The following is a 23,072-nucleotide window of genomic DNA, read 5'->3' on the forward strand; positions in this document are numbered from 1 at the left end:
AACATCGCGTGATGCGCGTTGCAATCAAACAGTGAAGTGTTGAGAGGAACAGGAGGAGTCATGAAGCGAGCGATTATTTTAGGGATGATGGCCATGCTGGGACTGGTTATGGCCCAAGGACGCACGGTGAACCTGCTGTGGTCGGGGGCCGTGACCGGGCCTACCTCGGACGTGGGGGGGCCGTATGGGGCCGGCATCGAGGATTACTGCAAATATGCCAACGATCAGAAGCTGATTCCGGGTGTCACCCTCAACTGCACCGTGCGCGACGACCAGTACCAGAACCCCAACACCCAGCGCATCTTCGAGGAAGCGCTGGATCGGGCCAAGCCGGCCATGTACCTGGGCTACTCCACCGGCGCCATGCTACAACTGAAGCCCCTGATTAACGAGGTCAAGATGCCTACCCTACCGGCCTCGGCGCACATCGGGCTAATTGACCCGCCCAACAATCAGTACATGTTCCTGCCGGTGAGCAGCTACTCCGAGCAGGTGGTAGCGCTGATGGAATACATCAACCGCACCGACAAGAACGCCAAGATTGCCCTGGTGGTGAACCCCAGCCCCTTCGGGCGGGCGGTGGTGGATCATGCCCGTCGGGCTGCCCAGCGGCTCGGCCAGAGCATTGTGGATGTGCGGGAAGTGGGTGGAGGCAACCTGGACAATACCGCACTACTGCGGGCGTTGGATGCAGCAGGTGCGCAGTACATCATCCACCAGAACGTGGCCGGGCCGGTAGCCAACATTCTAAAGGATGCCAAACGCCTGGGCCTGGACAAAAAGATTAAGCAGATGGGGGCGGTGTACACCGGTGGTGCCGACCTAATTCGCCTGGCGGGCGATGCTGCTGAAGGCTTTTTGTGGGCGAGCAGCTACTATACCCTGGACGAGAACGCCCCCGGCATCAATTTGCAAAAACAACTGGCTGCCAAGTACAACCGTAGCGCCGACATCCTCAACTCTACCAACTACACCGCCGGTATGCTGGCGGCGGCCATCGCGGTGGAGGCCATGAAGCGGGCCGCGCAGCGCTTCAGTGGACGTATTGACAACGAGACGGTTTATCAGGCCCTGATTGGAATGAACGGGCCCAACGCCTTCAAGCCCGGATTCGCGGTTTCTACCAAGGCCGGCATCGAGATTGACTTTACCCGTACCGAACAGACCGGGGCCGAGGGCCTGCGGGTGCTGGAAGCCAAGGGGGGCAAGTTTGTTCCAGTAACCGATCCCTTTACCTCCGCGCTGTTCCGCCAGGTGCGGAATCCGTAGAGGAAGCAAAAGCTGAGGGCCTATGGCCGACTGCTGCTTCTAACGCTCGGCTTTGTGCGAGGTGATATGCATCCTGAAGACCTGGGCCCCATTCTGCTGGAAGTCAACAACATAGAGGTGGTGTATAAGGACATCATCCAGGTGTTGCGGGGGGTGTCGCTGAAGGTGCCGGAGGGCCAGGTGACTGCGCTGCTTGGCCCCAATGGAGCCGGAAAGACCACCACCTTGCGGGCCATCTCGGGGTTGCTGGTGCCCGAGGATGGCAAGGTCGTCTCGGGTTCCATCCTGTACCGAGGCGAAAATATCGCCAACAAACCGCCCGAGCAGATTGTGCTCAAAGGTATCGTGCAGGTGCCGGAAGGGCGGCGGGTTTTCAAACACCTCACGGTGGAAGAAAATTTGCGGGTCGGTTCGGCCACCCGGCGAGACGGGGCCAAGGTCAAAGAAGACCTCGAGCGCATCTACCACTACTTTCCCAAGCTGGCCTTGATCAAGACCCGCCTGGCAGGCTACTGCTCCGGGGGCGAGCAGCAGATGCTGGCCATTGGGCGGGCTCTGCTGGCCAACCCCCGGCTCTTGCTGCTGGACGAACCCAGCCTGGGGCTGGCGCCCATGCTGGTGCGGGAAATTTTCGACATCGTGGCCCAGATCAACGCCGAGGAAGGCGTGACGGTACTGGTGGTGGAGCAGAACGCCCGGGTGGCCCTCTCGGTGGCCCACTATGGCTACATCATGGAGTCCGGGCGGATTGCCCTGGAAGGCACCAGGGAGTACCTCGAGTCCAACCCTGACGTCAAGGAATTTTATCTGGGGGTGGCCAAGTCGGGGGGACGCAAGAGTTTCAAGGATGTCAAGAGCTACCGCCGTCGCAAGCGGTTCATGTGAAGTGCGCGGACTTCCCGGAGGAGCGAGCTCGTTTTCGCTCCTCTTTTTTGCAACACAAGACAGGATGTACAAAACCGGCCTGAAGTACCATATAAATCATGAGCGAGACGACACTGCCTACCAAAGAGCAGGTTTTGGAAGCCCTCAAGGTTGTGCGGGACCCGGAGATTCCTGTTAACGTGGTGGATTTGGGGCTGGTTTACGACGCCGAAGTCAAAGAAGGGGGCGTGGTGGACATCACCATGACCCTGACCTCCATCGGTTGTCCCGCACAGGATATTGTCAAGGCCGACGCCGAAATTGCCGTAATGCGCCTGGAGGGTGTAAATGCGGTCAACGTAGACTTTGTATGGACCCCGCCCTGGACGCCTGCCAAGATGACTGAAGATGGTAAGCGTCAGATGCGGATGTTTGGTTTCAACGTTTGATGGTCGGCATTACATGCGGCTGGTAAACTCGCGCTTGATGTAAAGCATGGGATCGGTGGGGTTGGCTGCCGCCCGGATGAGCTTTTCGGCTTCTGCATCCTCGAGCTCAAACAACGCTCCGTACTCCGAAGGGGCAATTACAGCTTCCTTAAAGTCGGTCACGCCGCGCTCAAGCAGCCAGATGGTCAGCTCTTTCAGTGCTGCATCGCCCTGGGGGCCAAACCTGGGCCCGAAGGCATCCAGGCTCAAAATGCGGTGCTGGCCCTGGCGTACAAATACGGCAAAGCGGGCTTGGGCCCGCTGGTCTTGCCAGTCGGTGATATAGAAAACTGCGGCCTCGGGAAAGTCTACGCCCTTCAGGGCTTCCTTGAGGTCTGAAAGAGTTTCTTGGGGAGCGCCACGAAGACCTACGAGTTCCATGCCCATATTCTAACCAAGCGCTGTTTTTACTTCCGTTGGGCATGAACTGGCGAAGAAGTGTTTTCGCTAGGGCTCTACCCTTACGCCCTTCCAGAAAGCGATGCGCCCCCGGATCTGCTTTGCGGCTTCTTTGGGCTCGGGATAGTACCAGGCCGCATCCTTGTTGATCTGGCCATCGACCTCGAGGCTGTAGTAGCTCGCCACGCCCTTCCAGGGGCAGGTGGTGTGGGTAGAGGACTCGCGCAAAAATTCCCGTTTTACCGATTCGGCAGGGAAGTAATGGTTTCCTTCGACCACCACGGTATCGTTGCTCTCTGCGATGACCCGACCGTTCCAGATGGCTTTCATGGTGTCAGGGTAGCGCGGGAGGCAGGGGGACGAAGTATTGCGGAATACAGAAAGAAAACCGGTGCTGGTAGGGTTTGTTGACTCCAATCCCCCGACCCCTTTCACCCATCAAGGGTGAAAGGGGTGGTTGAGGGTCTGGTTTTTATACCAGATTCGGTTAGTACAGCGTTGTAGAGATGGCTGTACCTGGGGATTTGCCCTTCCATGGCAACCCCACCCTTGCCCTCCCCTGCTAGGGGAGGGTAGGCAGTGTATGGGGTCTATACGAACTAACCCGACCGAAGTTATCCGCGTAGCGGAGGGCGATACCGCCCCTTGGAAGGGAGACGCTTTCTTCGCCGACCGACAGGGAGGGGTGTGCTCTAGGATTCAAAAAGACAACCTATGGGTTTTTGGTTTTTTGAACTGTCTTTTTGAATCCGGTATTACGGGAGCATAAAGGAGATGAGCTTGGTCTCCAGAAACTCCTCCATGCCCCAGTGGCCTCCCTCGCGGCCCAGGCCCGAGTTTTTATAGCCGCCAAAGGGCAGGTTAGAGCCCATGGCGCTGGGGACAGGGTCGTTAACGCCCACAATGCCGTACTCGAGGGCCTCGGCTACCCGGAAGGCGCGGCTCAAATCCTTCGTCCAGATGTAGGCGGCCAGCCCGTAGTCGGTATTGTTGGCCCAGGCAATGGCCTGTTCTTCGTCCTCAAAGGGCATCAGGGGGGCAACCGGCCCAAAGGTTTCTTCCTCCAAAATTTTCATACCCGGCTGGATACCGGTGAGCACGGTGGGGGCGTACAAAAGCCCACCCAGGGGCTTGCCCCCGGCGGCTACCTTGGCGCCTTTAGAGAGAGCATCCTCCACATGCGAGACCACTTTGTCCAGGCCCTGTTGCTCCACCAGGGGCCCCACGTTGGTGTTGGTATCGAGGGGGTCGCCCACCTTGAGCTGGCTCACCGCCTCGGCCAACGCTCCGGCGTAGTCGGCCTCGAGCTTCTTGTGCACATAGATGCGGTTGGTGGTTACGCAGGTCTGTCCGGCGTTGCGGTACTTGGAGAGCAGGGTAAACTGCACGGCTTTTTCGATGTCGGCATCCTCAAAGATGATGAACGGTGCATTGCCGCCGAGCTCGAGCGAGACCCGCTTCATGGTGTCGGCGCCCTGGCGGTAGAGAATCTTGCCCACAGGCGTGGAGCCGGTAAAGGTAATCTTGCGGATGCGCATGTCCTCCATCAAGACCCTGGACACCGGAACCGGGTCGGAGGCGGGCAGCACCTGCAGGGTGCCGGCAGGGCCCCCAGCTTCCTCCCAGAGCTTGGCCAGGTAGAGGGCGCACAATGGGGTTTGCTCGGCGGGCTTGACAATGATGGCGCAGCCCGCGGCCAGCGCAGGAGCGGCCTTGCGGGTAATCATGCTGGTGGGGAAGTTCCAGGGGGTCACGGCGTACACCGGCCCTACCGGCTCGTAGACGGCCATCTGGCGTTTGTTCGGGAAACGCGAGTGAATGAGCTCTCCGTTCACCCTGGTGGCTTCTTCGGCGCACCATTCCACAAAGCTGGCCGCATACAGGACTTCTCCCTTGGCCTCGGTGATGGGTTTACCCATTTCCAAAGCGGTCAGGCGCCCGAGCTCCTCCTGGTGGGCAATGAGCAGGTCGTTCCATTTGCGCAGGATTTTCCCACGCTCGAAGCCGGTGAGCTTTTTCCACTCCTTGAAGGCGGCTACCGCAGCATCGGCGGCCATTCGGGCTTCAGCTTCGCCACAGTCGGCTACCTGGGCCAGCAGTTCGCCGCTGTAGGGGCTCTTAACCGCAAAAGTTCTGGGGGTCTGGTGCCACTTGCCGCCTACATAGGCGCTGCTGGGAAAATCGAAGTCTTTGACCATAGCAGCCCTTAGCATACTCCGGCGCTACCAGACTGCGGGTAGGGGGAACCTTGCAATTACAGGGTCGCTAAGCGAACCCTCACAAACCTCAACCAGGGGCTCTTTAGTGCACAGGTAATACCAGATTCGGTTAGTTCGCCACTGTTTAGTGACGAACTAACCCGACTGAAAGGAGTGCTCTAGGATTCAAAAAGATAGCCTCTGGGGGATCTTTGGATTGGATGATTATCTTTTTGAATCCGGTATGAGGGGTCGCTCGAGCAGTTACACTTGAGTCATCTAAATCATCGATTTTGCCGATGGGAGCCTGTGGTGCAAATCTCGCTCAAACAACTGGTCTACTTTATAGCCGTGGCCGAGTCGGGCTCGATTTCCAAAGCCCTGACCTCCCTGAACGTAACCCAGTCGGTGGTCACGGAGGCCATCAAGAAGCTAGAAGATACCCTGGGAGCCGAGCTTTTTACCCGGCACGCCAGGGGCATGATGTTGACCCATGCCGGGCATCAGTTTTTGCGCCATGCCCACCAAGTGCTGGCTGCACTGCGCAACGCCGAGCAGGCCATCCGCGAACGCCCGGACGCCACCACCGGCCAGCTTAACCTGGGCGTAACCAGCCTGGTGACGGCCTACTACCTGCCCTATTTGCTCGACCGCTTCGAGCGGGTTTTCCCGGGCATTCAGGTGGTCGTGGTGGAAGACCGGCGGGGGTACATCGAGCACCTGCTGATTAACGGCGAGCTCGACGTGGCGGTGATGAATGTTTCGGTGGTGGATAAGCAGGCCCTCGAGACCCGCACCCTGCTGTGGGCTCCCTGGCGGGTCTGGCTGCCCACCAACCACCCCCTGGTGCAGCGGGAGGCGGTGTCGTTGGGGGAGTTGCGCGAGGAACGCTTTTTATACCTGAAGAATGATGAGCTCGAGGAAGTCACCCAGCAAATCTACCGCCTAAGCGGCTTTCCCCAAGTGGCTGTGCGTACCGATTCTATCGAGGCCATGCGCAGCCTGGTGGCGGTGGGTATTGGCGTGGCGGTTTTGCCCAACCTGATGTATAGGCCCTGGAGCCTGGAGGGCGACCGGCTGGAGTCGAGGCCCTTGCTCGAGGATTTACCACGCTTAGAGATAGGCGTGGCCTGGCGCCGGGGGAGTGTGCTGAGCGAGGCCGCCCGGCAGTTCTTGGTGGTGGTGGGGGAGCACAGCCGGGTGCAGGTCTACGGCATGAGCTACGCCGAGCTCCCCGGTGTCGCCGAATAACACCATGCGGAGTACGAACGCCCAATGAAATAACCTATCTCTTTTACCGATATCTCCCATTACCGCAGGTTGCTTGTTGAAAGCAAACCGGGTCCGCTATTGTAGGGAGCAGTTCGACAGCTGGAGACGCCTGCGTGAATGTGGCCAGGCCCCGGGCTGTCGTATTTAAGGAGGGAGCATGCGCACACGATGGTTCATGGCAGTGATTTGTCTGGCAATGCTGACGGGTTTGGCGCTAGCACAGCTTCCGGCCAGCCGGGCTAAGCAGTCCCTGGGGCCCAACGAGGGCCAGCTCAACATCCTGGCCTGGCCGGGTTATGTAGAAAACGGCTCCACTGACAAGAGCGCCGACTGGGTTACGGGCTTCGAGAAAGAAACCGGCTGCAAGGTGACCGTCAAGGTCTTTAGCAGCTCGGACGAAGCGGTGCGCCTGATGAATCAGGGCGGCTACGACCTGGTCACCGCCTCGGGCGATGCCACCCAGCGCCTGATTGCCGGCAATGTGGTAGCCCCCATCAACTGGAACCTGATTCCCAACACCCGCAACATCGACCGTCGCCTGCTGAATGCACCCTGGTATGTGGTCAATGGGGTGCGCTACGGGGTGCCCTACCAGTTTGGCGTGAACGTGCTGGCCTACAACACCAACGTCTTCAAGACCCCCCCGGATAGCTGGAAGGTGGTTTTCGAGGAGATGACGCTCCCCGACGGGAAAAGCAATAAGGGCCGCATCCAGGCCTACTACGGCCCCATCTACGTGGCCGACGCTGCGCTGTACCTGATGCGTACCCGGCCCGAACTCGGCATCAAAGACCCCTACGAGCTCAACGAGCGGCAGTACCAGGAGGTGCTCAAACTGTTGCGCCAGCAACGCACGCTGCTCCAGCGCTACTGGAACGACGCCAACGCCCAAGTGCAGGACTTCACCAACGAAGGTGTGGTGGCCTCGACAACCTGGATTTTCCAGGTCAACACCCTCAAGGCCAATAAGCGCCCCATTGACTGGGTGGTGCCCAAAGAAGGGGCTACCGGCTGGGCCGATACCACCATGCTGGCGGCCAACTCCAAAAACTCCAACTGCGCTTACCGCTGGCTTAACTGGCAGCTTACCAACAAGGTGCAGGCCGACATTGCGGGCTGGTTCGGTTCCAACCCCGTGGTACCGGCAGCCTGCAACACCCCCGGCTCCTTGCTGTCTGCCGATGGCTGCAAGAACCAGGGCTTCAACGACTTCGACAAGATATTCTTCTGGCGTACTCCGACTGTCCAGTGCCGTACCCAGAACAACCAGTGTGTGCCCTATAGCCGCTGGGTAAGCGACTACATTGCCATTCAGGGGGGCCGCTGAGGGTTTGCAAAGAAAGCCAGACTGCTCATGAACCGCGCCGCGGTCGGTCGGGTTCTCAAGGAAAGATACAGGCCGGAATGTTAGAAGATGGCCTCTGGGTTTACAGGAGGACTATCTTTTGAAGGCGGTCTGAGCAGAGGCTACCACAGACCTCAAACAGGGTAGGGTTGGGGTTCAGGAAAGCCCGCCCCAACCCTAACCCGAGACCACGCTACGATGGTACAGATGCTGCAAGAACCCCAAAACCAATCCACTCAGGCGGCCGTGATCCTGCACGGGGTGTCGTGTTACTTCGGTGCGGTAAAGGCCGTGGATGGAGTAGACCTGGAAATCTTTCCGGGTGAATTCTTCTCCATGCTGGGGCCATCGGGCTCGGGCAAGACCACCTGTTTGCGCCTCATCGGTGGGTTCGAGCAGCCTACCTCGGGGCATATTGTGCTGTTCGGGCAGGATGCCTCCCGGCTGCCGCCCTACGCCCGCGACGTGAACACGGTGTTTCAGGACTATGCGCTTTTTCCACACATGAACGTACGCGACAACGTAGCGTATGCGCTCATGGTGCGGGGGGTGCCCCGGTCCGAACGCCACCGGCGGGCCGAGGAGATGCTAGAACTGGTCAAGCTGGCAGGGTTAGGGGATCGGCGGCCTGGGCAACTCTCGGGGGGCCAGCGACAGCGTGTGGCCCTGGCTCGAGCGCTCATCAACCAGCCCAAGCTGTTGTTGCTGGACGAGCCTTTGGGGGCACTGGACTTGAAGCTGCGCGAGGAAATGCAAATAGAGCTGAAGGCCCTGCAGCGCCAGCTCGGTATCACCTTCATCTACGTTACCCACGACCAGGGCGAGGCCCTTTCCATGTCGGATCGGGTGGCGGTGTTCAACCACGGAAAAATCGAGCAGCTCGACACCCCCAAAGCCCTTTACGAATACCCTAAAACCGAGTTCGTAGCCCGCTTTGTGGGTAGCGCTAATGTGCTCGAGGGCCGCTTGTTGGGTCTTCGGGAAGGCAAGTATGCCTTGCGCCCGGAGCGCATCTCCATCGTGGTGGGTAGCCACTGCGGGGCCAACTGCCTCTGCGGTACCCTGCTGGACATCCACTACCTGGGGGCCCAGACCCGCTACGAGGTTCAAGTGGGCAGCGAGCGCCTGACGGCGGTGACATCCTCGGAAGAGCAGGATCTCCAGATTGGTAGCCCTGTCACCCTGCGCTGGGAAAGCGGTTCGCTGCGAGCCTTGCAGGAGGCCCCATGACCCTGCGCCGACGCCTTTCCGATGTGCTGTATTTGCGGCCGCTCCTGCTGCTACTGCTGCTGCTGATACCGCCCGTACTGTGGCTGGGTGTCATCTACCTGGGCTCGCTCTTCAACCTGATGCTCTACAGCTTTTACTCCCTCAACGACTTTACCGGTCAGGTGGAGTATCGCTTCTCACTCTCGGCTTTTCGGCAGCTTTTTAGCTCTCCGGCCAATGTAGATATCGTGCTGCGCACCACCCTGATGGCCCTGGCGGTCACGCTGGCCTGCATCGCCATTGGCTTCCCGGTTGCCTATTACATCGCCTTTTACACCCAGGGCAATGCCAAGACCTTCTGGTATCTGATGGTGCTGTTGCCGTTGTGGTCGAGCTACCTGATCAAGGTGTATGCCTGGCGCTTAATTTTGGCGGGCGAAGGGGTGGTGAGCTGGTTTTTCAACCTGCTGGGGCTGGGCTGGCTTTTGCAGGGTATCCTGAGCCTGCCGGTGATAGGTGGCCCCAGTCTATCCAACAGCTACCTGGGCATGTTTTTGGTTTTTACCTACGTCTGGCTGCCTTACATGATTTTGCCCATCATCGCGGCGCTGGAGCGTGTCCCCAAATCGCTCATCCAGGCCTCGTCCGACCTGGGGGCCAGGCCCGCGCAGACCTTTCGCAAGGTGATCTGGCCGCTGGCCATTCCCGGTGTAGCAGCAGGTTCGATCTTTACCTTTTCCCTGACCCTGGGCGATTACATCATCCCCCAGGTGGTGGGGCAGCCAGGCTTTTTTATCGGGCAGATGGTCTATGTGCAACAAGGCACCGCAGGCAACCTGCCCCTGGCGGCGGCTTTCTCGGTGGTGCCGGTGGTCATCATCGCTATTTACCTGCTCATCGTGCGGCGACTGGGGGCTTTTAATGCGCTGTGAGGGTCTTGAGTCTCGCGCAGGTCTTTGGGCCAGGAGCACGGCTCCAGACTGGCAACTTGCAACTTGCAATCTGTGGCATGGGAGGGAGGGGTATGCCGGGTAAGCCTTCGCTGGGCCTGCGCTTAGCGTTCTACCTGGGGATGCTTTTTTTGCACTTCCCCATTGCCATCATCGTTTTGTATGCCCTGACCACCGAAGATCGCACCTACCAGTTTCCACCCCCGGGCCTGACCCTGCGCTGGTTTGGCGAGGCCATGCAGCGGACTGATATGTGGGCTGCATTGTGGCTGTCGTTGCAGGTAGCCGCCATGGCCACGGCCATCGCCTTAGTACTGGGGACTATGGTGGCGGCGGCCATGTACCGCTTTCAGTTTTTGGGCAAGGACTTTCTCACCGTGCTGCTAATTTTGCCCATCGCCCTGCCGGGCATCCTGACCGGCATTGCCCTCCTTACTACCTTCAAGCGGCTGGCCCTCGAGCCAAGCTTCTGGACGATTGTTATCGGCCACGCTACCTTTTGTATCGTCACGGTGTACAACAACGTGGTCGCCCGCTTCCGCCGCATGGGCTCCTCCCAGATGGAAGCCTCCATGGATCTGGGCGCGGACTGGTTTGCCACCTGGCGCCATGTGGTGCTACCCAGCCTCGCCACGGCGTTGTTGGCGGGTGGCATGTTGTCGTTTGCGCTCTCGTTCGACGAAGTAATTGTGACCACTTTTACCGCCGCCGACCAGAAGACCCTGCCCATCTGGTTCTTAAACGAGCTATTCCGCCCCCGCGAACGCCCCATCACCAATGTGGTGGCGGTTTTTGTGATGCTAGTCACCTTTTTGCCGATTGTGCTGGCTCAGTGGCTTACCCGCCACACCGACGACCTGCACGGGGGAGGTAAGACGGGCTAACAGTATAAGTAGCAAAGCAGAGGACTAAGTGGTCTGGTAACCAGGAACTCGGTATGAACTACAGTCCCTCCCAATGAACCACACATCGCAATTTGGGGCAATCAACGTGCTTCAAAACGTGCCGTAAAACAAGTTACCTGTGCACTAAGCAACCCAAAACCGGACGAAAGTGAGGAAATAATATGGCCAAAACCCTTATAAGAGAGAGCAAGATGTTGATTGATGGAGAATTTGTCGCCGGGGAGAGCACCCCTCTGGACATCCTTAACCCGGCAACGGGCGAGGTACTCCTGAAGCTACCCGAGGCCTCGGCGGAACAGGTCAAACAGGCCGTGGCAGCTGCGGAAAAAGCCTTTGATTCCTGGTCGCAGACTACCCCTAAAGACCGTTCGCTGATGCTGCTCAAGCTGGCCGATAAGATCGATGCGCACGCCGAGGAGTTCGCCCGGCTGGAATCGCTCAACTGTGGGAAACCCTATCTGGCCGCGCTGAACGACGAGATCCCGGCCATCTCGGACTGCTTTCGTTTTTTTGCCGGGGCGGTGCGCTCGATGACCGGGGCCCTGGCCGGGGAGTACCTGGCCGGGCACACCAGCATGATTCGCCGCGATCCGGTGGGGGTGGTGGCCAGCATTGCCCCCTGGAACTACCCTTTGATGATGGCAGCCTGGAAACTGGCCCCGGCTCTGGCTGCGGGCAACACAGTGGTGCTAAAGCCCAGCGAGCAGACCCCCCTGACCACCCTCCGGTTGGCCGAACTGCTGGCTGAGATTTTCCCGCCGGGGGTGGTGAATGTGGTGACCGGGGTGGGGGAGACGGTGGGGGCCTCGCTGGTGGCGCACCCGGGGGTGCGGATGGTCTCACTCACGGGGGATGTGGCCACCGGCAGGCGGGTGCTCGAGGCCGCTTCGCAAAGCCTCAAGCGCACCCACTTAGAGCTCGGCGGTAAGGCCCCGGTCATCGTGATGGACGACGCCGACCTCGAGGCCGCCGTGCAGGGCATCAGAATCTTCGGCTACTACAACGCCGGGCAGGACTGCACCGCAGCCTGTCGGGTGTATGCGGGCAAGAAAATCTACGACAAGTTCGTGGCCGAGCTATCGGACGCGGTCAAGTCCATCAAGGTGGGCGCGCAAACCGACGAAGGGGTAGAGATGGGGCCCCTGATTACCGAGCGGCAGCGGGCGCGGGTGGCCAGCTTTGTGGAGCGGGCCAAGATGCAGAAGCATATCGAGGTGACCGCAGGGGGCCACCCCGCCGAGGGCAAGGGTTTCTTCTACGAGCCCACGGTGGTGGCCGGGGCCTTGCAGTCCGACGAAATCGTGCGGCGCGAGGTGTTTGGGCCGGTGGTCTCGGTCACCCGCTTCACAGACCCCGAGGAGGCCATCGCCTGGGCCAACGACTCCGACTACGGCCTGGCCAGCTCGGTCTGGACGCAGGATGTGGGTAAGGCCATGCGCATTGCCAGCCGTTTGCAGTACGGCTGCACCTGGATCAACACCCACTTCATGCTGGTGAACGAGATGCCGCACGGGGGGCTCAAGCAATCGGGCTACGGCAAGGACATGAGCCTGTATGCGCTCGAGGACTACACCGTAGCCCGGCACATCATGGTCAAGCACTAGCGGCGATGGCTGCCCTCGGAGCCCTGGATCCGATTGCCTTGAACTATAGCTGCGCAGTATCGCCCCAGTTTTGCAGCCCGGCCTGGTAGGCTGGGTTCTGGTAGCGCGATAGCAAAAAGGCCGGAGCATAGCCGGGCAATGCAGCGCCGGTCACATGAGCCGCAAGCAACTCTCCAGCCGCACAGGCGGCCATCACGCCAAAGCCCGATAGCGCCCCAACGATGTAAGCCCCCTTAACCGGAAGGGGGCCAATCAGGGGACGGTTCTCCTGGGTTTTAAGGTAATAGCCCCCGTCTATCCAGGGCTTGGGGGCTTTCTCGAAATACCGTTGCATGCCCGGAACCATCACCGACAGGCCGCGCAGGGCCACCTCGGCGTAGTGGGGGTCTTTGGGAAGGGGGAAGACGGGCTCCACAGGCCCGGTGTGCAGGTTGTAGAGCACCAGCAGGGTGGTGCTGGCCTCCGGCCCATCGGGCCGGCAGTGGACACCCGAAGGAAGCTTTCCTAAGAGCCACCGGGTACTCTCCTCCTCGGCCAGCACGGCCCGTTCTTCGGGGCTCCAGGGCAGTTCTGTCTCGTCCATCCAGATGAGCATGGGGGCCTCGCGGGGTATAGCGCCCAGGGTCTCGCTGAAGCTCATCTTGAGATGCCGCTCGGCAAAGACGGGCAGTTCCACCCCCAGCAACTGGCCCACCTGTTTTTGCATGGGCCCGGCGGCGTTGATGAAGACCTGCGTCCCCAGGGTGTGCATGGAACCATCGGGGTATTTGACCTGCACAGACGCCACCGCCCCGCCCTTTAGATCCACCCCCACCACCTGGCCCCGTACCAGCCGAACCCCGCTTTCGCGGGCCTGTTCCAGCAGGTACATTCCCAGTTGCTGGGCCGAGAGCCAGCCCGCCCGGCGCACATGCAGTACAGCCCGGGTGTGGGTGTTGAGGTAAGGAAAGTGCTGCTGAATCAGGGCTGGGTCGCTAATCAGGTCGGCTCCCTCGAGCCAGGGGTCGAAGCCCTGGGCAGGGGAGGGCCGGTAGGAACTGTGGCTGTGGTCGTGAACCCGCAGAGCCCCCGCGCCCTTCTGGGCAGCATCCAGGGCAGCCTGGGCCAGCATGGGAATTTTGCCTGCATCGCCAGAAGCGTAGAGGTAACCCCGGCGGTTTAGGTGGATGCGGTTGGAAGATTCGCGGGCGATGACCTCGAGCAGCTCGATGCTGCGGTTCATGAGGGCAATCATGTGCCCGTCCGGCCCCGGCCACCAGTTGCGGTAGGCCTCGGTAGACTTGTCGGAGGTGAGCGAAAGGGGGTCGCCTTGCTCCACAATAACGATGTCCTTCAAGCCCTTTTTCCCCAGGTAATAGGCCGCCGCGACCCCGGCGATACCGGCTCCGCAGATAACGACTTCGGCTATGGGGTTGGTCATAAATTGTATACAGTATACATCTAGAATCGGGCTGAGTTGGAAAGCCTGGCGCCAAAGGCCCAGGGCCGAAGGTAACAGCGAATTAGCCCAGAAGCGCCTGCACCGCTTCCTCGAAGACCTCGGTGTGCCGCCGCACCTGCTCGGGGGTGGTCTCGGGCGAGATCAGGGTCATGTTGTGGAAGGGGGTGAGCAGAATGCCCCGGTTCAACATGAACAGATGAATAAAGGGGTCGAGGTCGGGGTCCTGGCCGGCCAGGGCCTCGGAACCATTCCGGGCCGGGTTGGGGCGGAAGAGGTACTCCACCCGGCAGCCCACCCGGGTGACGTGCCAGGGCAGGCTGTGCTTTTTGATTACGTCCTGCACTTCGGCCTCGAGCTGCTCTCCCAGGGCCATCATGCGCCGGTAGGCGGCCTCGGTCAGGACGTGCTCGAGGGTAGCCCGCATGGCCGCCAGCGAGAGGGCGTTGGCCGCCAGGGTGCCCCCGATGCCTCCGGTATCAGCGTAGGGGGGTTGGATGACGCTGTGCGCTTTTTGCCCAACCTCCTCAGTGAAGCCATAGGCTGCGCTGGGAATACCGCTGCCCAGGGGTTTACCCACCGTCAGAATATCAGGCTCCAGGCCGTGTGCTTTGGTGTAGCCCCCCGGCCCTGCCGAGAGGGTGTGGGTTTCGTCGATGATGAGCAGCGTGCCGTAGCGGCGGGTAAGTTCGCGCAAGGCCTCGTGGTAGCCCGGCAGCGGCTGCACGATGCCCACGTTGGTCATCACCGGCTCGGCCAGCACCGCCGCCACGTCACCAGGGCGAAGGGCCTCTTCCAGGGCCGCCAGGTCGTTCCACTCCACCACTTTGGTGGTCAGGGTGGGGTCTACCTGGGGTCCGATGTTGCCGGGGCGGCTGGCGGGTTTTCCATCCACCAGCCAGGCGTAGGCCTCGTCCACCGTGCCGTGGTAGCAGCCGTGGAAGACCAGCACCTTGGGCCTGCCGGTAATGGCCCGCGCCAGCCGGAGCGAGAAGCGGTTGGCGTCGGTGGCCGAGAGAGCGAATTGCCAGTACTTGAGGCCAAAACGGCGCTGCAACTCCTCGGCTACCCAGAAGGCGTTCTCGGAGGGCAGCATGGTGGTGATACCCTTCTCTAGCTGCTGGGTGATGCTGGGCAGGGCAGCCTGGGGCGAGTGGCCGGTCATGGCCCCGGTGTCGCCCAGGCACAGGTCTATGTACTGAAGCCCGTCCACATCGCGAAATATGGCCCCCCTGGCCTCGGCCACAAAGATCGGGAAGCCCCCCGGCCAGCGGGTCATCCAGTGCATGGGCACCCCCGCCAGCAACGAGTTTTGCGCACGCTGATAGAGTTCAAACGACCTGGGGTGGCGCTCAGCAAAAAGCTGCTGCTCTGTTTGCATCAGGGCTTTGACTTTGTTGCGATCAATGGTTGCGCTGGCGTTCATGTTTCTACCTCTTGGAGGGGTTTGCGAAAGCACACGATGCGCTCGACTTCCTGGTAGCCCAGGCGGGCGTGGGCCAGGTGGCTCTGGGTATTCGAAATTTCACTATCGGAAGCCATCTCGGTACAACCCTGGGCCCGGGCCCAATCCTCGGCGGCCTCCACCAGCCGGCGCCCGACGCCGGTCTTGCGGTGGGTGGGTGCGACATACCAGCCCTCGAGGTAGCCCACCGGGCTGCTTTCGCAGCCCTCGGCGTAGGCCCGCAAGGAGACCTCCACAAAGCCCACCAGTGCCCCCTCCTGTTCGGCCACAAAACCCACCTGATGGTCGGACTGCAGGATTTCGGCCACCTCGAGCTCAAAATCCGAAGCGCTGTCGGGCCACAAGGCGGTGCGCAGCCGGAAGTAGGCCGGTAGGTCTTGAGGTTGCAAGCGCCGGATGGTCAAGAGAACCCCTCCCCGCCCAGCACGGTGTGCTGTACACAAAGGCTGTAGGGGTCTTGTATATCACCCTCCAGCACTACAAAGTCGGCCCACTGGCCCATCTCCAGGCTGCCGCGGTTGCCCTCATCGCCCTGGGCGATGGCCCCGCCCTGCGTGTACGCCCAGAGGGCTTGCTCGAGGCCCACTTCGTTGCCCATCACCAGCGGCTCGTGCAGGGCGGCCTGCAAACCCTTGAGGGGCTCCACTTGATGCACCACCGGCCCGTCCGATGAAAAGGCTACCGTCAGGCCCGCTTCGAACATGGCCCGCAGGTTGAAGCAGCGCTTCAGCCACTCGTCGGGCACGTAGCGCTCGTAGTTGGCCCGCAGCTCGCGCAAAAAGATGGGCTGGGGTACGGCGATAACCCCCAGTTCGCGGGCTTTTTGCAGGTGCTCTGGGCCGGCCAGGCCAAAGTGCTCGAGGCGGTGGCGCGGGCCTGGGGTCTGCTGGTAGAGCCGCTCGTAGACCCGCAACACCTGATCCAGGGCCCGGTCGCCGATGGCATGGGTGCCGATGCGAAAGCCTGCGCGGTGGGCCTCGAGCGCCAGAGCGAATAGCTCTTCCTCCTCGAAGCGCAGGATGCCGTACTGGGGAGGCTTTAGGGTCTTGTAGGGCTGGGAAATGGCGGCAGTAGCCCCGGAAAGCCCCCCATCGGCAAAAAACTTCACCGAGTCGCAACGCAGCCGGTCGGAAACGTGCTTCTCGGGCAGGGGGAAGGTCTCGGTGCCCCCGTCGGGGCGGCGGATGTAGAGCAGGTTGACCCGGATGGGGAGCTCGCCGCGTTCGTCCAAAGCCCGGTAGGCGGCGTAGAGCGGCGGGTCTACGGCGGGGTCGGTGGCGCTGGTGATGCCCAGGCTGCGCAGGTACGCGCATCCCGCCTTCACCCACAGCTCGTATTGGGCCTGGGTGGGCTCGCCCATAGCCCGAAAGACCAGCCCGTAGGCGGTTTCGTACAGGATGCCCTGGTCGTAGTGGATCTCCCCACCGGGCACAGAGGTTTCTGGGGTAATGCCCGATAGCTGTAGGGCACGGGAATTCACCGCGTGAATGTGGGCGCAAGTACGGGTGAGCAGCACCGGGTTATGGGGCGCAAGTTTGTCCAGGGCAGCTTTGGAAGGCATGGCCTTTTCGACCAGCATGGCCTCGTTCCAGCCCCGCCCCCACAACCACTCGCCGGGCTTCAGCGTCCTGGCCCGTTCTGCTACCCTGGCGTACACCTCGGCCAGCGAGGTAATGCCCCGCAAATCGAGCAGGGTGGTGCGCAGTTGCCCCACTTTCCAGATGTGCACGTGCGCGTCGTTGAAGCCGGGGAGCAGGGTGCGGCCTTCCAGGTGAAGCTGCGGAGTGCCCGGCGGGGCCAGCTTCAGAAGGTCGGAAAGGACGCCTGTAGCGGCAATCCTGCCGTTTTGCACGTAGAGGGCCTCGAGGGGCTCCAGGCGGTACACCCCCCCCCGCCTCGAGGGGTTCAGGATTTGGCCACCGTACAGGAGTAAACGGCTCATGGATTCCTTCCTGGGGCCTGGGGATTGCGCCACACGATAAACACCCCGTAGTTGCCACAACTGGGGTCGTCGAGGTAGTCGGGCATAATGCCCCAGACGTTGTAGCCGCGTTTGAGCTGTACTGAGAGTACCGGGTCGAACATCTCGCCTTTGACCACCCGGGCCACGTACTGCTCGATGAAAAGGTCGCGCTGATAGCGGGCAAAGCCCTTGGGCATGGCCCCGGCCACGTGGCCCTTGAGGCCCAGGCGGCGCACCAGTTCCTGGCGGGCGGTGTAGAGCAGGGTGGAAAGCCCCAGCCCGCGAAATGCGGGGTGGACGCCGATATCAGCCCCGTAGAGCCAGTCGCCCTGGGGGTCGTGGGTGGTGAGCCAGTTGTGCCCCACGGCCTCCATGTACTTGTGCTGAAAGTGCAGAAAGTTGACCCGGGTGCGCAGGTCAGTGGAGCAGGCCACCACCTGGCCGGTCTCACGCTTCACTACCGCGTGCTGCCCCTCGGGGAAAACCCGCATATGGGCCTGGTAGTGCTCGGCGGTGATCAGCTCGTCTATGGCCAGCGAGGGAAAAGAAGCCCGCTGGATGGCCTCGAGCGCCTCGGCCATCCAGGGTTCCGACTGCACCACCGCAAAGCGGTGGTCGGGGCTTACCAGAAGTTCGCGCATAAAGGTTTTTTATAGCCCATAGCCATAGGTCGGGCTGCTTGTTAACGGCTTTTGAGTTGCGTCCAGGCTTCGTCCAGTACACGGTTTTTGTTGCCCTGATCCAGAATGAACTCGAGCACTTTCATCTGGGCTTCGCTGGGCCAGATGGCGGGGTTCCCCAGCATATCGGGCTTCAGGAGTTTTTTGGCGGCGGCGTTGGGGGTGGCCGACTGCTGGTACTCGGCCAGGCGGGCCCCAATTTTAGCGTCCAGGATGAAGTTGATGAACCGGTGCGCGGCCTCGGGGTTGGGGGCTTTGGCCGGAATGGCCATGCTATCGATGAAAAGCGTGCTGCCCTCCTTGGGAATGGTGAAGCCGTAGCGGGGGTTGCCCTCGGCCACCCGCAGCGCGTCCTGGTTGTAGACCACCGCCGCCACAATCTGGTTGGCCAGCAGCAGCTTGGTGGCCGAAACCCCACCCTGGAAGCCCTTGAAATTACGGCTCCGCTTGGCGGCGAGCATGGCCTCCAGGGCCTGCTTGACCTGGGCAGGTTCGGTGGTGTTAACCGAACGGCCCAGGTAGCGCAGGCCGATGCCCAGCATCTCGCGCGAAGAGTCCATTAAGGTAAAAGGCCCCTTCTGCTGCCGGGGGTCGAAGAGCACGCTCCAGGAGGCGGGCGGGGTCTTGAAAATATCGGTGCGGTACATCAGGCCCACCGTGCCCCACAAGTACCCCACGGTGTAGCGGTTACCGGGGTCGAAGGGGGGGTTGGTGAACTTGGGCTCGAGGTTTTTCAGGTTGGGAATTTTGCTCTTGTCCAGGGGTTGCAACAGCTTCAGGTTAATCAACACCGGCACAATGAAATCCGAGGGTACTACCAGGTCGAACTGGCTGACGCCGCCGGCCTGGAGCTTGGCCTGCATCTCCTCGTTGGACTCGTAGTAGGTGATGCGTACCTTGAGGCCGGTTTGTTTCTCAAAATCGGCCACGATGGCCGGGTCTATGTAGTCGGTCCAGGTGTAAAGCTGGAGGGTGTTGTTTTGTGCGAAAGCCAGCGCCAGAAAAATCATCAGCGCGAGGATATGTTTCATGATTTGCTCCTTTTGGCTCTTATCAACATACGGTTGTGGGTACGCTACTGCAAGATAGCCTGGAGCATCGGAAGGCCGATATTGGCTCCGCAGATGACGATGACCACTGTTTGTCCCTGGTATTGCGCGGAATTCTGGAGAAAAGCCGCCAGTGCGACCCCTGCGGCCCCCTCCAGAAGCTGGTGTTGGGTCTCTAAAAAAAGCCGCATGGCCGCCTTGATTTCCTCTTCAGTGACCGTGACCCAGCCGTCAACTAACTGCTGGCAGAGGCCAAGGGTGATGGCCCCCGGCTCCAAACCACCCGCACTGCCATCCGATAGGGTGGGCTTAGCCTCAACCGAGACGATTTGTCCGGCCCGGATCGAGGCCAGCATGGCCGCGTCATTTTGGGGTTGGCAGCCGACCATTTGGGCCCGCGGCCAGACCGATTTGAGGTACGAGGCGATGCCAGCGATCATCCCGCCGCCCCCCACCGTCGCAAAGACTGCATCTGGGGATTGTGGCATCTGTTGGGCCATCTCTACCCCGATGGTGCCCTGCCCGGCAATCACCTCCGGGTCGTTGTAGGGCGAGATGTAGGTCATGTCGTTTTGCCGGGCATACTGCCTGGCATAAATCTCGGTATCTTCGCTGCTCTGCCCGTAGATGCGCACCTCGGCCCCATAGCGCCTGATGGCCTCCAACTTGGTCGGGCTGGCCCCTTCCGGTACAAAAACCACACCCCTGGCCCTCAGCTTATGGAGTCCGTAAGCCACCCCGGCCCCGTGGTTGCCGCTGCTGGCCGCCACCACGCCTTTTTGCAGGTGCTCGGGCGAGAGCGAAAGCAGCTTGTTCAGCGCCCCCCGCACCTTGAAGGAGCCGGTGTGCTGGAGGTTCTCGAGCTTCAGCCAGACCTGAGCCCCCGTGATCTGCGAGAGGGCCAGCGATAGGTCCAGTGGGGTCTCGCGCACGTGGGGCCGCAGGTGGGCGCGGGCCTGTAGGATGGCCCGGGGCAAATCCGAGGCGAGCAAACCGGCCATGCGCTGCCCTAGGCCCCCACCGCCATGGCCTGGTAGGTCTCACGGATGGCCCCCGCCACCACCCCCAAAGCCTCGAGCAGCATCTCCTCGGGGATGTCCAGGGCAGGCAAAAAGCGGATGCAGTTGGTGTAAAGCCCGGCCCGGATCAGAATAACGCCCCGCCTCGAGGCCAGCTTGATGGTCTCCATGGCGAACTCCTGCCAGGGTTCTTTGGTCTGGGGGTCTTTGACGAACTCGAGCACCATCATGGCCCCCACCCCGCGCACATCGCCCAGCACCGGAATTTCGCCCTTCAGCGGCTCAAAGGTCTCGCGCACTATGCGTTCTATACGCTGGGCTTTGTCCAGGAAGCCGGGGGACTCGAGTATCTTCAGGGCTTCCAGAGCCGACACACAGGCCAGGGGGTTGCCGCCGTAGGTGCTGCCCACCCCGCCCACGTGGGGGGCATCCAGAATCTCGGCCCGGCCCGTCACGGCGCTAATGGGCATGCCCGCTCCCAGGCTCTTAGCGCTAATAATCAGGTCGGGTACCACCCCGCTGTGTTCGATGGCCCAGAGCTTCCCGGTGCGGCCCGAGCCACTCTGAATTTCATCGGCAATCATCACCGCACCCGTTGTGTCGCAGACCTCGCGGATCTTGCGCAGGAACTGGTGCGGCACCGGAATAAAGCCCCCCTCGCCGATCACCGGCTCAATCACGATGGCTGCCAGCGCCGAGGGGTCTATGTGGGCGGTCAGGGCGTTTTCCAGGTTCCAGCAGGCCCAGTCCACGTATTCTTCGGGGGTCATGCCCTTGGGTGTGCGGTACAGGTTCGGCACCGGCAGGCGGTAGACCTCGGGAGCAAAGGGGCCAAAGCCCTTCTTGAAAAGGCCCCACTTGCTGGTCATGGCCATGGTCAGGTTGGTGCGCCCGTGGTAGGCCCCCTCGAAGACGATCACCCCACTGCGCCCGGTGTAGCGGCGGGCGAACTTGACGGCGTTTTCCACCGCCTCGGCCCCGCCGTTGGCCAGGAGGGTCTTTTTGGGGAAGTTGCCGGGGGTGAGCCGGTTCAGGGCCTCGCAAACGGCTACGTAGGGCTCGTAGTTGGCCACGATGCTACACATGTGCAACAGCTCGTCGGCCTGGGCTTTGATGGCTTCTACCACGCTTTGGGGCGTGTGCCCGACGGCCAGCACCCCGATGCCGCCTGCCAGGTCAATAAGGGTGTTGCCGTCCACGTCTTCTACCAGCGAGCCGTGGGCTTTCTTCACCGCGATGGGGTTGGCCTGGGCCAGCGCAGCGCTCACGGCGGCGGCCCGGCGCGATTGGAGTTCCTGGCTTTTGGGGCCGGGAATGGGGGTTTTGAGCTGGATATATGACATAACTTCCTCCAGGGAAGGTCTGGGGTTTGGGGCCGGTTATCACCGGCCAAGCGCAAAAACAACGTACTGCTTGCAGCACCAAACAACCCCGGGCCCCGGAGGCGGAATGCAGGCCTTCTGCACGTCCATCTGGCCTTAGCTTAGCAGAACGTAAAGGGCGCTGAGAACCTCCTCCTCCCAGCGGGTATAGGCCGAGTAAATACCCCTGTGGGTGGTGGGGCCACGGCCCTGCCCACCCAGGATGTAGACGAGTGCGTTCTGTTCCTCTGGGTCGAAGAGCAGCCCGCTCAGCAGACCGTAGGCGTCGCCCAGGTGCCCATACCAGGGCCGCCCGTGACCCCCCACCGGACAATCCAGACCGGGGGTGTTGGTAAAACGCCACACCCCCAACCCCCAACTGAGGGCCTGCCCCTCCATCGTATCGCCGTTGTGTCCGTCCCATATCCACTGGGGTTGCAACATCTGTTGTAGCGTGGCGGGTTGCAGGATGGGGGGTGCTTTCCCCATAAACAGCAGCGCCATCTGGGCCAGTTCCAAGGCCGAAGCCCGTAGGCCCCCCTGCGGCGAGAAAAAAGTGGCGTTGGTGCCAGGCTGGTAGGTGCTCAGGTTCACCACCACCAAACTGTCGTCGGGTTTATTGGGGTTCTGGGTCATGGGGCCAGGGGGTGCCACACCGCCGTAGTCATCTACCTGCGCTACCCAGGGGCCTGAAGGGTTCCACACGCCGCCCGCTTGCTTGCGATACAGCACCGCCAGGTTGCCGATCTCCTCCGGGGTGAACCGGCTCACGTTGAACCCACCTCCCAGCCCCAGAGGCCGCAGCACTGTTCGCTCCATAAACAGGTCGAAGCGCACCCCTGCAACACATTCAATCAGGGTGCCCAGCACCCCCGTATTGAGGTTGGCGTACTGGGCGTAGGCGCCGGGGGCATGGCGGGGGTCAAAGTGCGCCCCGTCCTCAAAGAAGCGCCCCTCCGGTCTGAAGAAATCCTGTAGGGTGTAGGGGCTGGGAACGGCGTATCGGCTACCGTCCCGAATCGAAGAGGTGTGGCTAAGCAGATGCCAGACGCGAATGGGCGCCTTGGGGAAGGCCGGGTTCCGCAGGGTAAAGCCCAGGTACTCGCTTACGTCGGTCTCCAGGTCTATTGTGCCCTGCTCAACCAACCGCATTATCCCCAGGGCCACCGCCAGTTTGGAGATGGAGGCTACCCGGAAGCGGGTCTGGTTGTTTACCGGAAGGTTTTTGCCGGGGTCGTTCGGGTCAATATAGCGGTCTCCAAACGACTCGGCATAGACGATGTTCCCGGCCCGGATGACCACAACCTGAAGGCTGGGAATGGCGTGTAGGGGGTCTTGGAGAAGGGTTTGAAGCTTAGTCTGGAGACTTTGAAATGGCATCTGATTGCATTGTAGGGCTCGATAAGAATAATATACCTGAGTTTAAATACCGTTAGAATTGTTGACATATTTTTTCAACCTGATTTACAGTGCGGCTGGCTACTCCCCCAAACTGTAGCCCGGACTATGGAGGTGAATTCAGCTATGCGTTTTTCATCTTTTGGTCGTTGGTCGCTGGTCGTTGGTCGTTGGTCGCTGGGCTAGTTTTGTTGCT

21 protein-coding genes are annotated in these 23,072 nt (G+C 61.1%); 9 read left to right on the top strand and 12 right to left on the bottom strand.

Going from position 1 to position 23,072, the window contains the following annotated elements; translation table 11 throughout:
- The first annotated feature begins 60 nt into the window (after nt 1-60).
- The 3 genes from Q0X23_RS07110 to Q0X23_RS07120 all read left to right on the top strand — a co-directional run bounded on the left by Q0X23_RS07110 (nt 61) and on the right by Q0X23_RS07120 (nt 2,582).
- Nucleotides 61-1,269, top strand: a complete 1,209-nt coding sequence (locus Q0X23_RS07110) for an ABC transporter substrate-binding protein (RefSeq protein ID WP_297859654.1) — start codon at nt 61-63, stop codon at nt 1,267-1,269.
- A gap of 66 nt (nt 1,270-1,335) precedes the next feature.
- Complete coding sequence (locus Q0X23_RS07115) at nt 1,336-2,154, top strand: ABC transporter ATP-binding protein (RefSeq protein WP_297859655.1); 819 nt, start codon at nt 1,336-1,338, stop codon at nt 2,152-2,154.
- Between the two features lie 98 nt (nt 2,155-2,252).
- On the top strand, nt 2,253-2,582 hold the full coding sequence (locus Q0X23_RS07120) for a metal-sulfur cluster assembly factor (RefSeq protein WP_119341613.1): 330 nt from the start codon (nt 2,253-2,255) through the stop codon (nt 2,580-2,582).
- A 9-nt stretch (nt 2,583-2,591) separates the two neighbouring features.
- On the opposite strand, the gene Q0X23_RS07125 is transcribed toward Q0X23_RS07120, so the two are convergent.
- The 3 genes from Q0X23_RS07125 to Q0X23_RS07135 all read right to left on the bottom strand — a co-directional run bounded on the left by Q0X23_RS07125 (nt 2,592) and on the right by Q0X23_RS07135 (nt 5,218).
- Complete coding sequence (locus Q0X23_RS07125; RefSeq protein WP_297859656.1) at nt 2,592-3,002, bottom strand: DUF3197 domain-containing protein; 411 nt, start codon at nt 3,000-3,002, stop codon at nt 2,592-2,594.
- 66 nt (nt 3,003-3,068) lie between these two features.
- Complete coding sequence (locus tag Q0X23_RS07130; RefSeq protein WP_297859657.1) at nt 3,069-3,350, bottom strand: DUF427 domain-containing protein; 282 nt, start codon at nt 3,348-3,350, stop codon at nt 3,069-3,071.
- Nucleotides 3,351-3,775: 425 nt separating this feature from the next.
- On the bottom strand, nt 3,776-5,218 hold the full coding sequence (locus Q0X23_RS07135; RefSeq protein ID WP_297859658.1) for an NAD-dependent succinate-semialdehyde dehydrogenase: 1,443 nt from the start codon (nt 5,216-5,218) through the stop codon (nt 3,776-3,778).
- A gap of 312 nt (nt 5,219-5,530) precedes the next feature.
- Between Q0X23_RS07135 and Q0X23_RS07140 the strand changes: the two genes are divergently transcribed.
- The 6 genes from Q0X23_RS07140 to Q0X23_RS07165 all read left to right on the top strand — a co-directional run bounded on the left by Q0X23_RS07140 (nt 5,531) and on the right by Q0X23_RS07165 (nt 12,503).
- The gene (locus Q0X23_RS07140; RefSeq protein ID WP_297859659.1) at nt 5,531-6,469 is read left to right on the top strand and encodes a LysR family transcriptional regulator; all 939 of its coding nucleotides are present in this window, start codon (nt 5,531-5,533) and stop codon (nt 6,467-6,469) included.
- 178 nt (nt 6,470-6,647) lie between these two features.
- Nucleotides 6,648-7,817, top strand: coding sequence for an ABC transporter substrate-binding protein (locus Q0X23_RS07145; RefSeq protein WP_297859660.1), 1,170 nt, complete (start codon nt 6,648-6,650; stop codon nt 7,815-7,817).
- 225 nt (nt 7,818-8,042) lie between these two features.
- On the top strand, nt 8,043-9,065 hold the full coding sequence (locus tag Q0X23_RS07150; RefSeq protein ID WP_297859661.1) for an ABC transporter ATP-binding protein: 1,023 nt from the start codon (nt 8,043-8,045) through the stop codon (nt 9,063-9,065).
- Nucleotides 9,062-9,976: an ABC transporter permease gene (locus tag Q0X23_RS07155; RefSeq protein WP_297859662.1), complete on the top strand. Its 915-nt coding sequence runs from the start codon at nt 9,062-9,064 to the stop codon at nt 9,974-9,976. The genes Q0X23_RS07150 and Q0X23_RS07155 overlap by 4 nt, the downstream gene beginning before the upstream one ends.
- A gap of 92 nt (nt 9,977-10,068) precedes the next feature.
- Entirely contained in the window at nt 10,069-10,878 is an 810-nt protein-coding gene (locus tag Q0X23_RS07160; protein WP_297859663.1) for an ABC transporter permease, read from the top strand.
- 182 nt (nt 10,879-11,060) lie between these two features.
- On the top strand, nt 11,061-12,503 hold the full coding sequence (locus Q0X23_RS07165; protein WP_297859664.1) for a gamma-aminobutyraldehyde dehydrogenase: 1,443 nt from the start codon (nt 11,061-11,063) through the stop codon (nt 12,501-12,503).
- Between the two features lie 43 nt (nt 12,504-12,546).
- On the opposite strand, the gene Q0X23_RS07170 is transcribed toward Q0X23_RS07165, so the two are convergent.
- The 9 genes from Q0X23_RS07170 to Q0X23_RS07210 form a co-directional block, all read right to left on the bottom strand.
- Complete coding sequence (locus tag Q0X23_RS07170; RefSeq protein ID WP_297859665.1) at nt 12,547-13,923, bottom strand: FAD-binding oxidoreductase; 1,377 nt, start codon at nt 13,921-13,923, stop codon at nt 12,547-12,549.
- Nucleotides 13,924-14,005: 82 nt separating this feature from the next.
- Entirely contained in the window at nt 14,006-15,367 is a 1,362-nt protein-coding gene (locus Q0X23_RS07175) for an aspartate aminotransferase family protein (RefSeq protein ID WP_297859666.1), read from the bottom strand.
- Complete coding sequence (gene aac(6'), locus Q0X23_RS07180; RefSeq protein WP_297859667.1) at nt 15,364-15,810, bottom strand: aminoglycoside 6'-N-acetyltransferase; 447 nt, start codon at nt 15,808-15,810, stop codon at nt 15,364-15,366. Before aac(6') ends, Q0X23_RS07175 begins: the two co-directional genes overlap by 4 nt.
- Nucleotides 15,807-17,348, bottom strand: coding sequence for an amidohydrolase (locus Q0X23_RS07185; RefSeq protein ID WP_297859668.1), 1,542 nt, complete (start codon nt 17,346-17,348; stop codon nt 15,807-15,809). Before Q0X23_RS07185 ends, aac(6') begins: the two co-directional genes overlap by 4 nt.
- On the bottom strand, nt 17,345-18,010 hold the full coding sequence (locus Q0X23_RS07190; protein ID WP_297859669.1) for a GNAT family N-acetyltransferase: 666 nt from the start codon (nt 18,008-18,010) through the stop codon (nt 17,345-17,347). The genes Q0X23_RS07185 and Q0X23_RS07190 overlap by 4 nt, the downstream gene beginning before the upstream one ends.
- A gap of 41 nt (nt 18,011-18,051) precedes the next feature.
- Nucleotides 18,052-19,080 (bottom strand): PotD/PotF family extracellular solute-binding protein, encoded by a 1,029-nt coding sequence (locus tag Q0X23_RS07195; RefSeq protein WP_297859670.1) that lies wholly within the window; start codon nt 19,078-19,080, stop codon nt 18,052-18,054.
- Nucleotides 19,081-19,124: 44 nt separating this feature from the next.
- A complete protein-coding gene (locus Q0X23_RS07200) occupies nt 19,125-20,099 on the bottom strand; it encodes a threonine/serine dehydratase (protein ID WP_297859671.1) in 975 nt (324 codons plus the stop codon).
- A gap of 8 nt (nt 20,100-20,107) precedes the next feature.
- Nucleotides 20,108-21,460, bottom strand: a complete 1,353-nt coding sequence (locus tag Q0X23_RS07205) for an aspartate aminotransferase family protein (protein ID WP_297859672.1) — start codon at nt 21,458-21,460, stop codon at nt 20,108-20,110.
- Between the two features lie 135 nt (nt 21,461-21,595).
- A complete protein-coding gene (locus tag Q0X23_RS07210) occupies nt 21,596-22,858 on the bottom strand; it encodes a serine hydrolase (RefSeq protein ID WP_297859673.1) in 1,263 nt (420 codons plus the stop codon).
- Nucleotides 22,859-23,072: the final 214 nt, after the last annotated feature.

Origin of the sequence: Meiothermus sp., assembly GCF_026004115.1 — a bacterium.
GTDB lineage: Bacteria > Deinococcota > Deinococci > Deinococcales > Thermaceae > Meiothermus.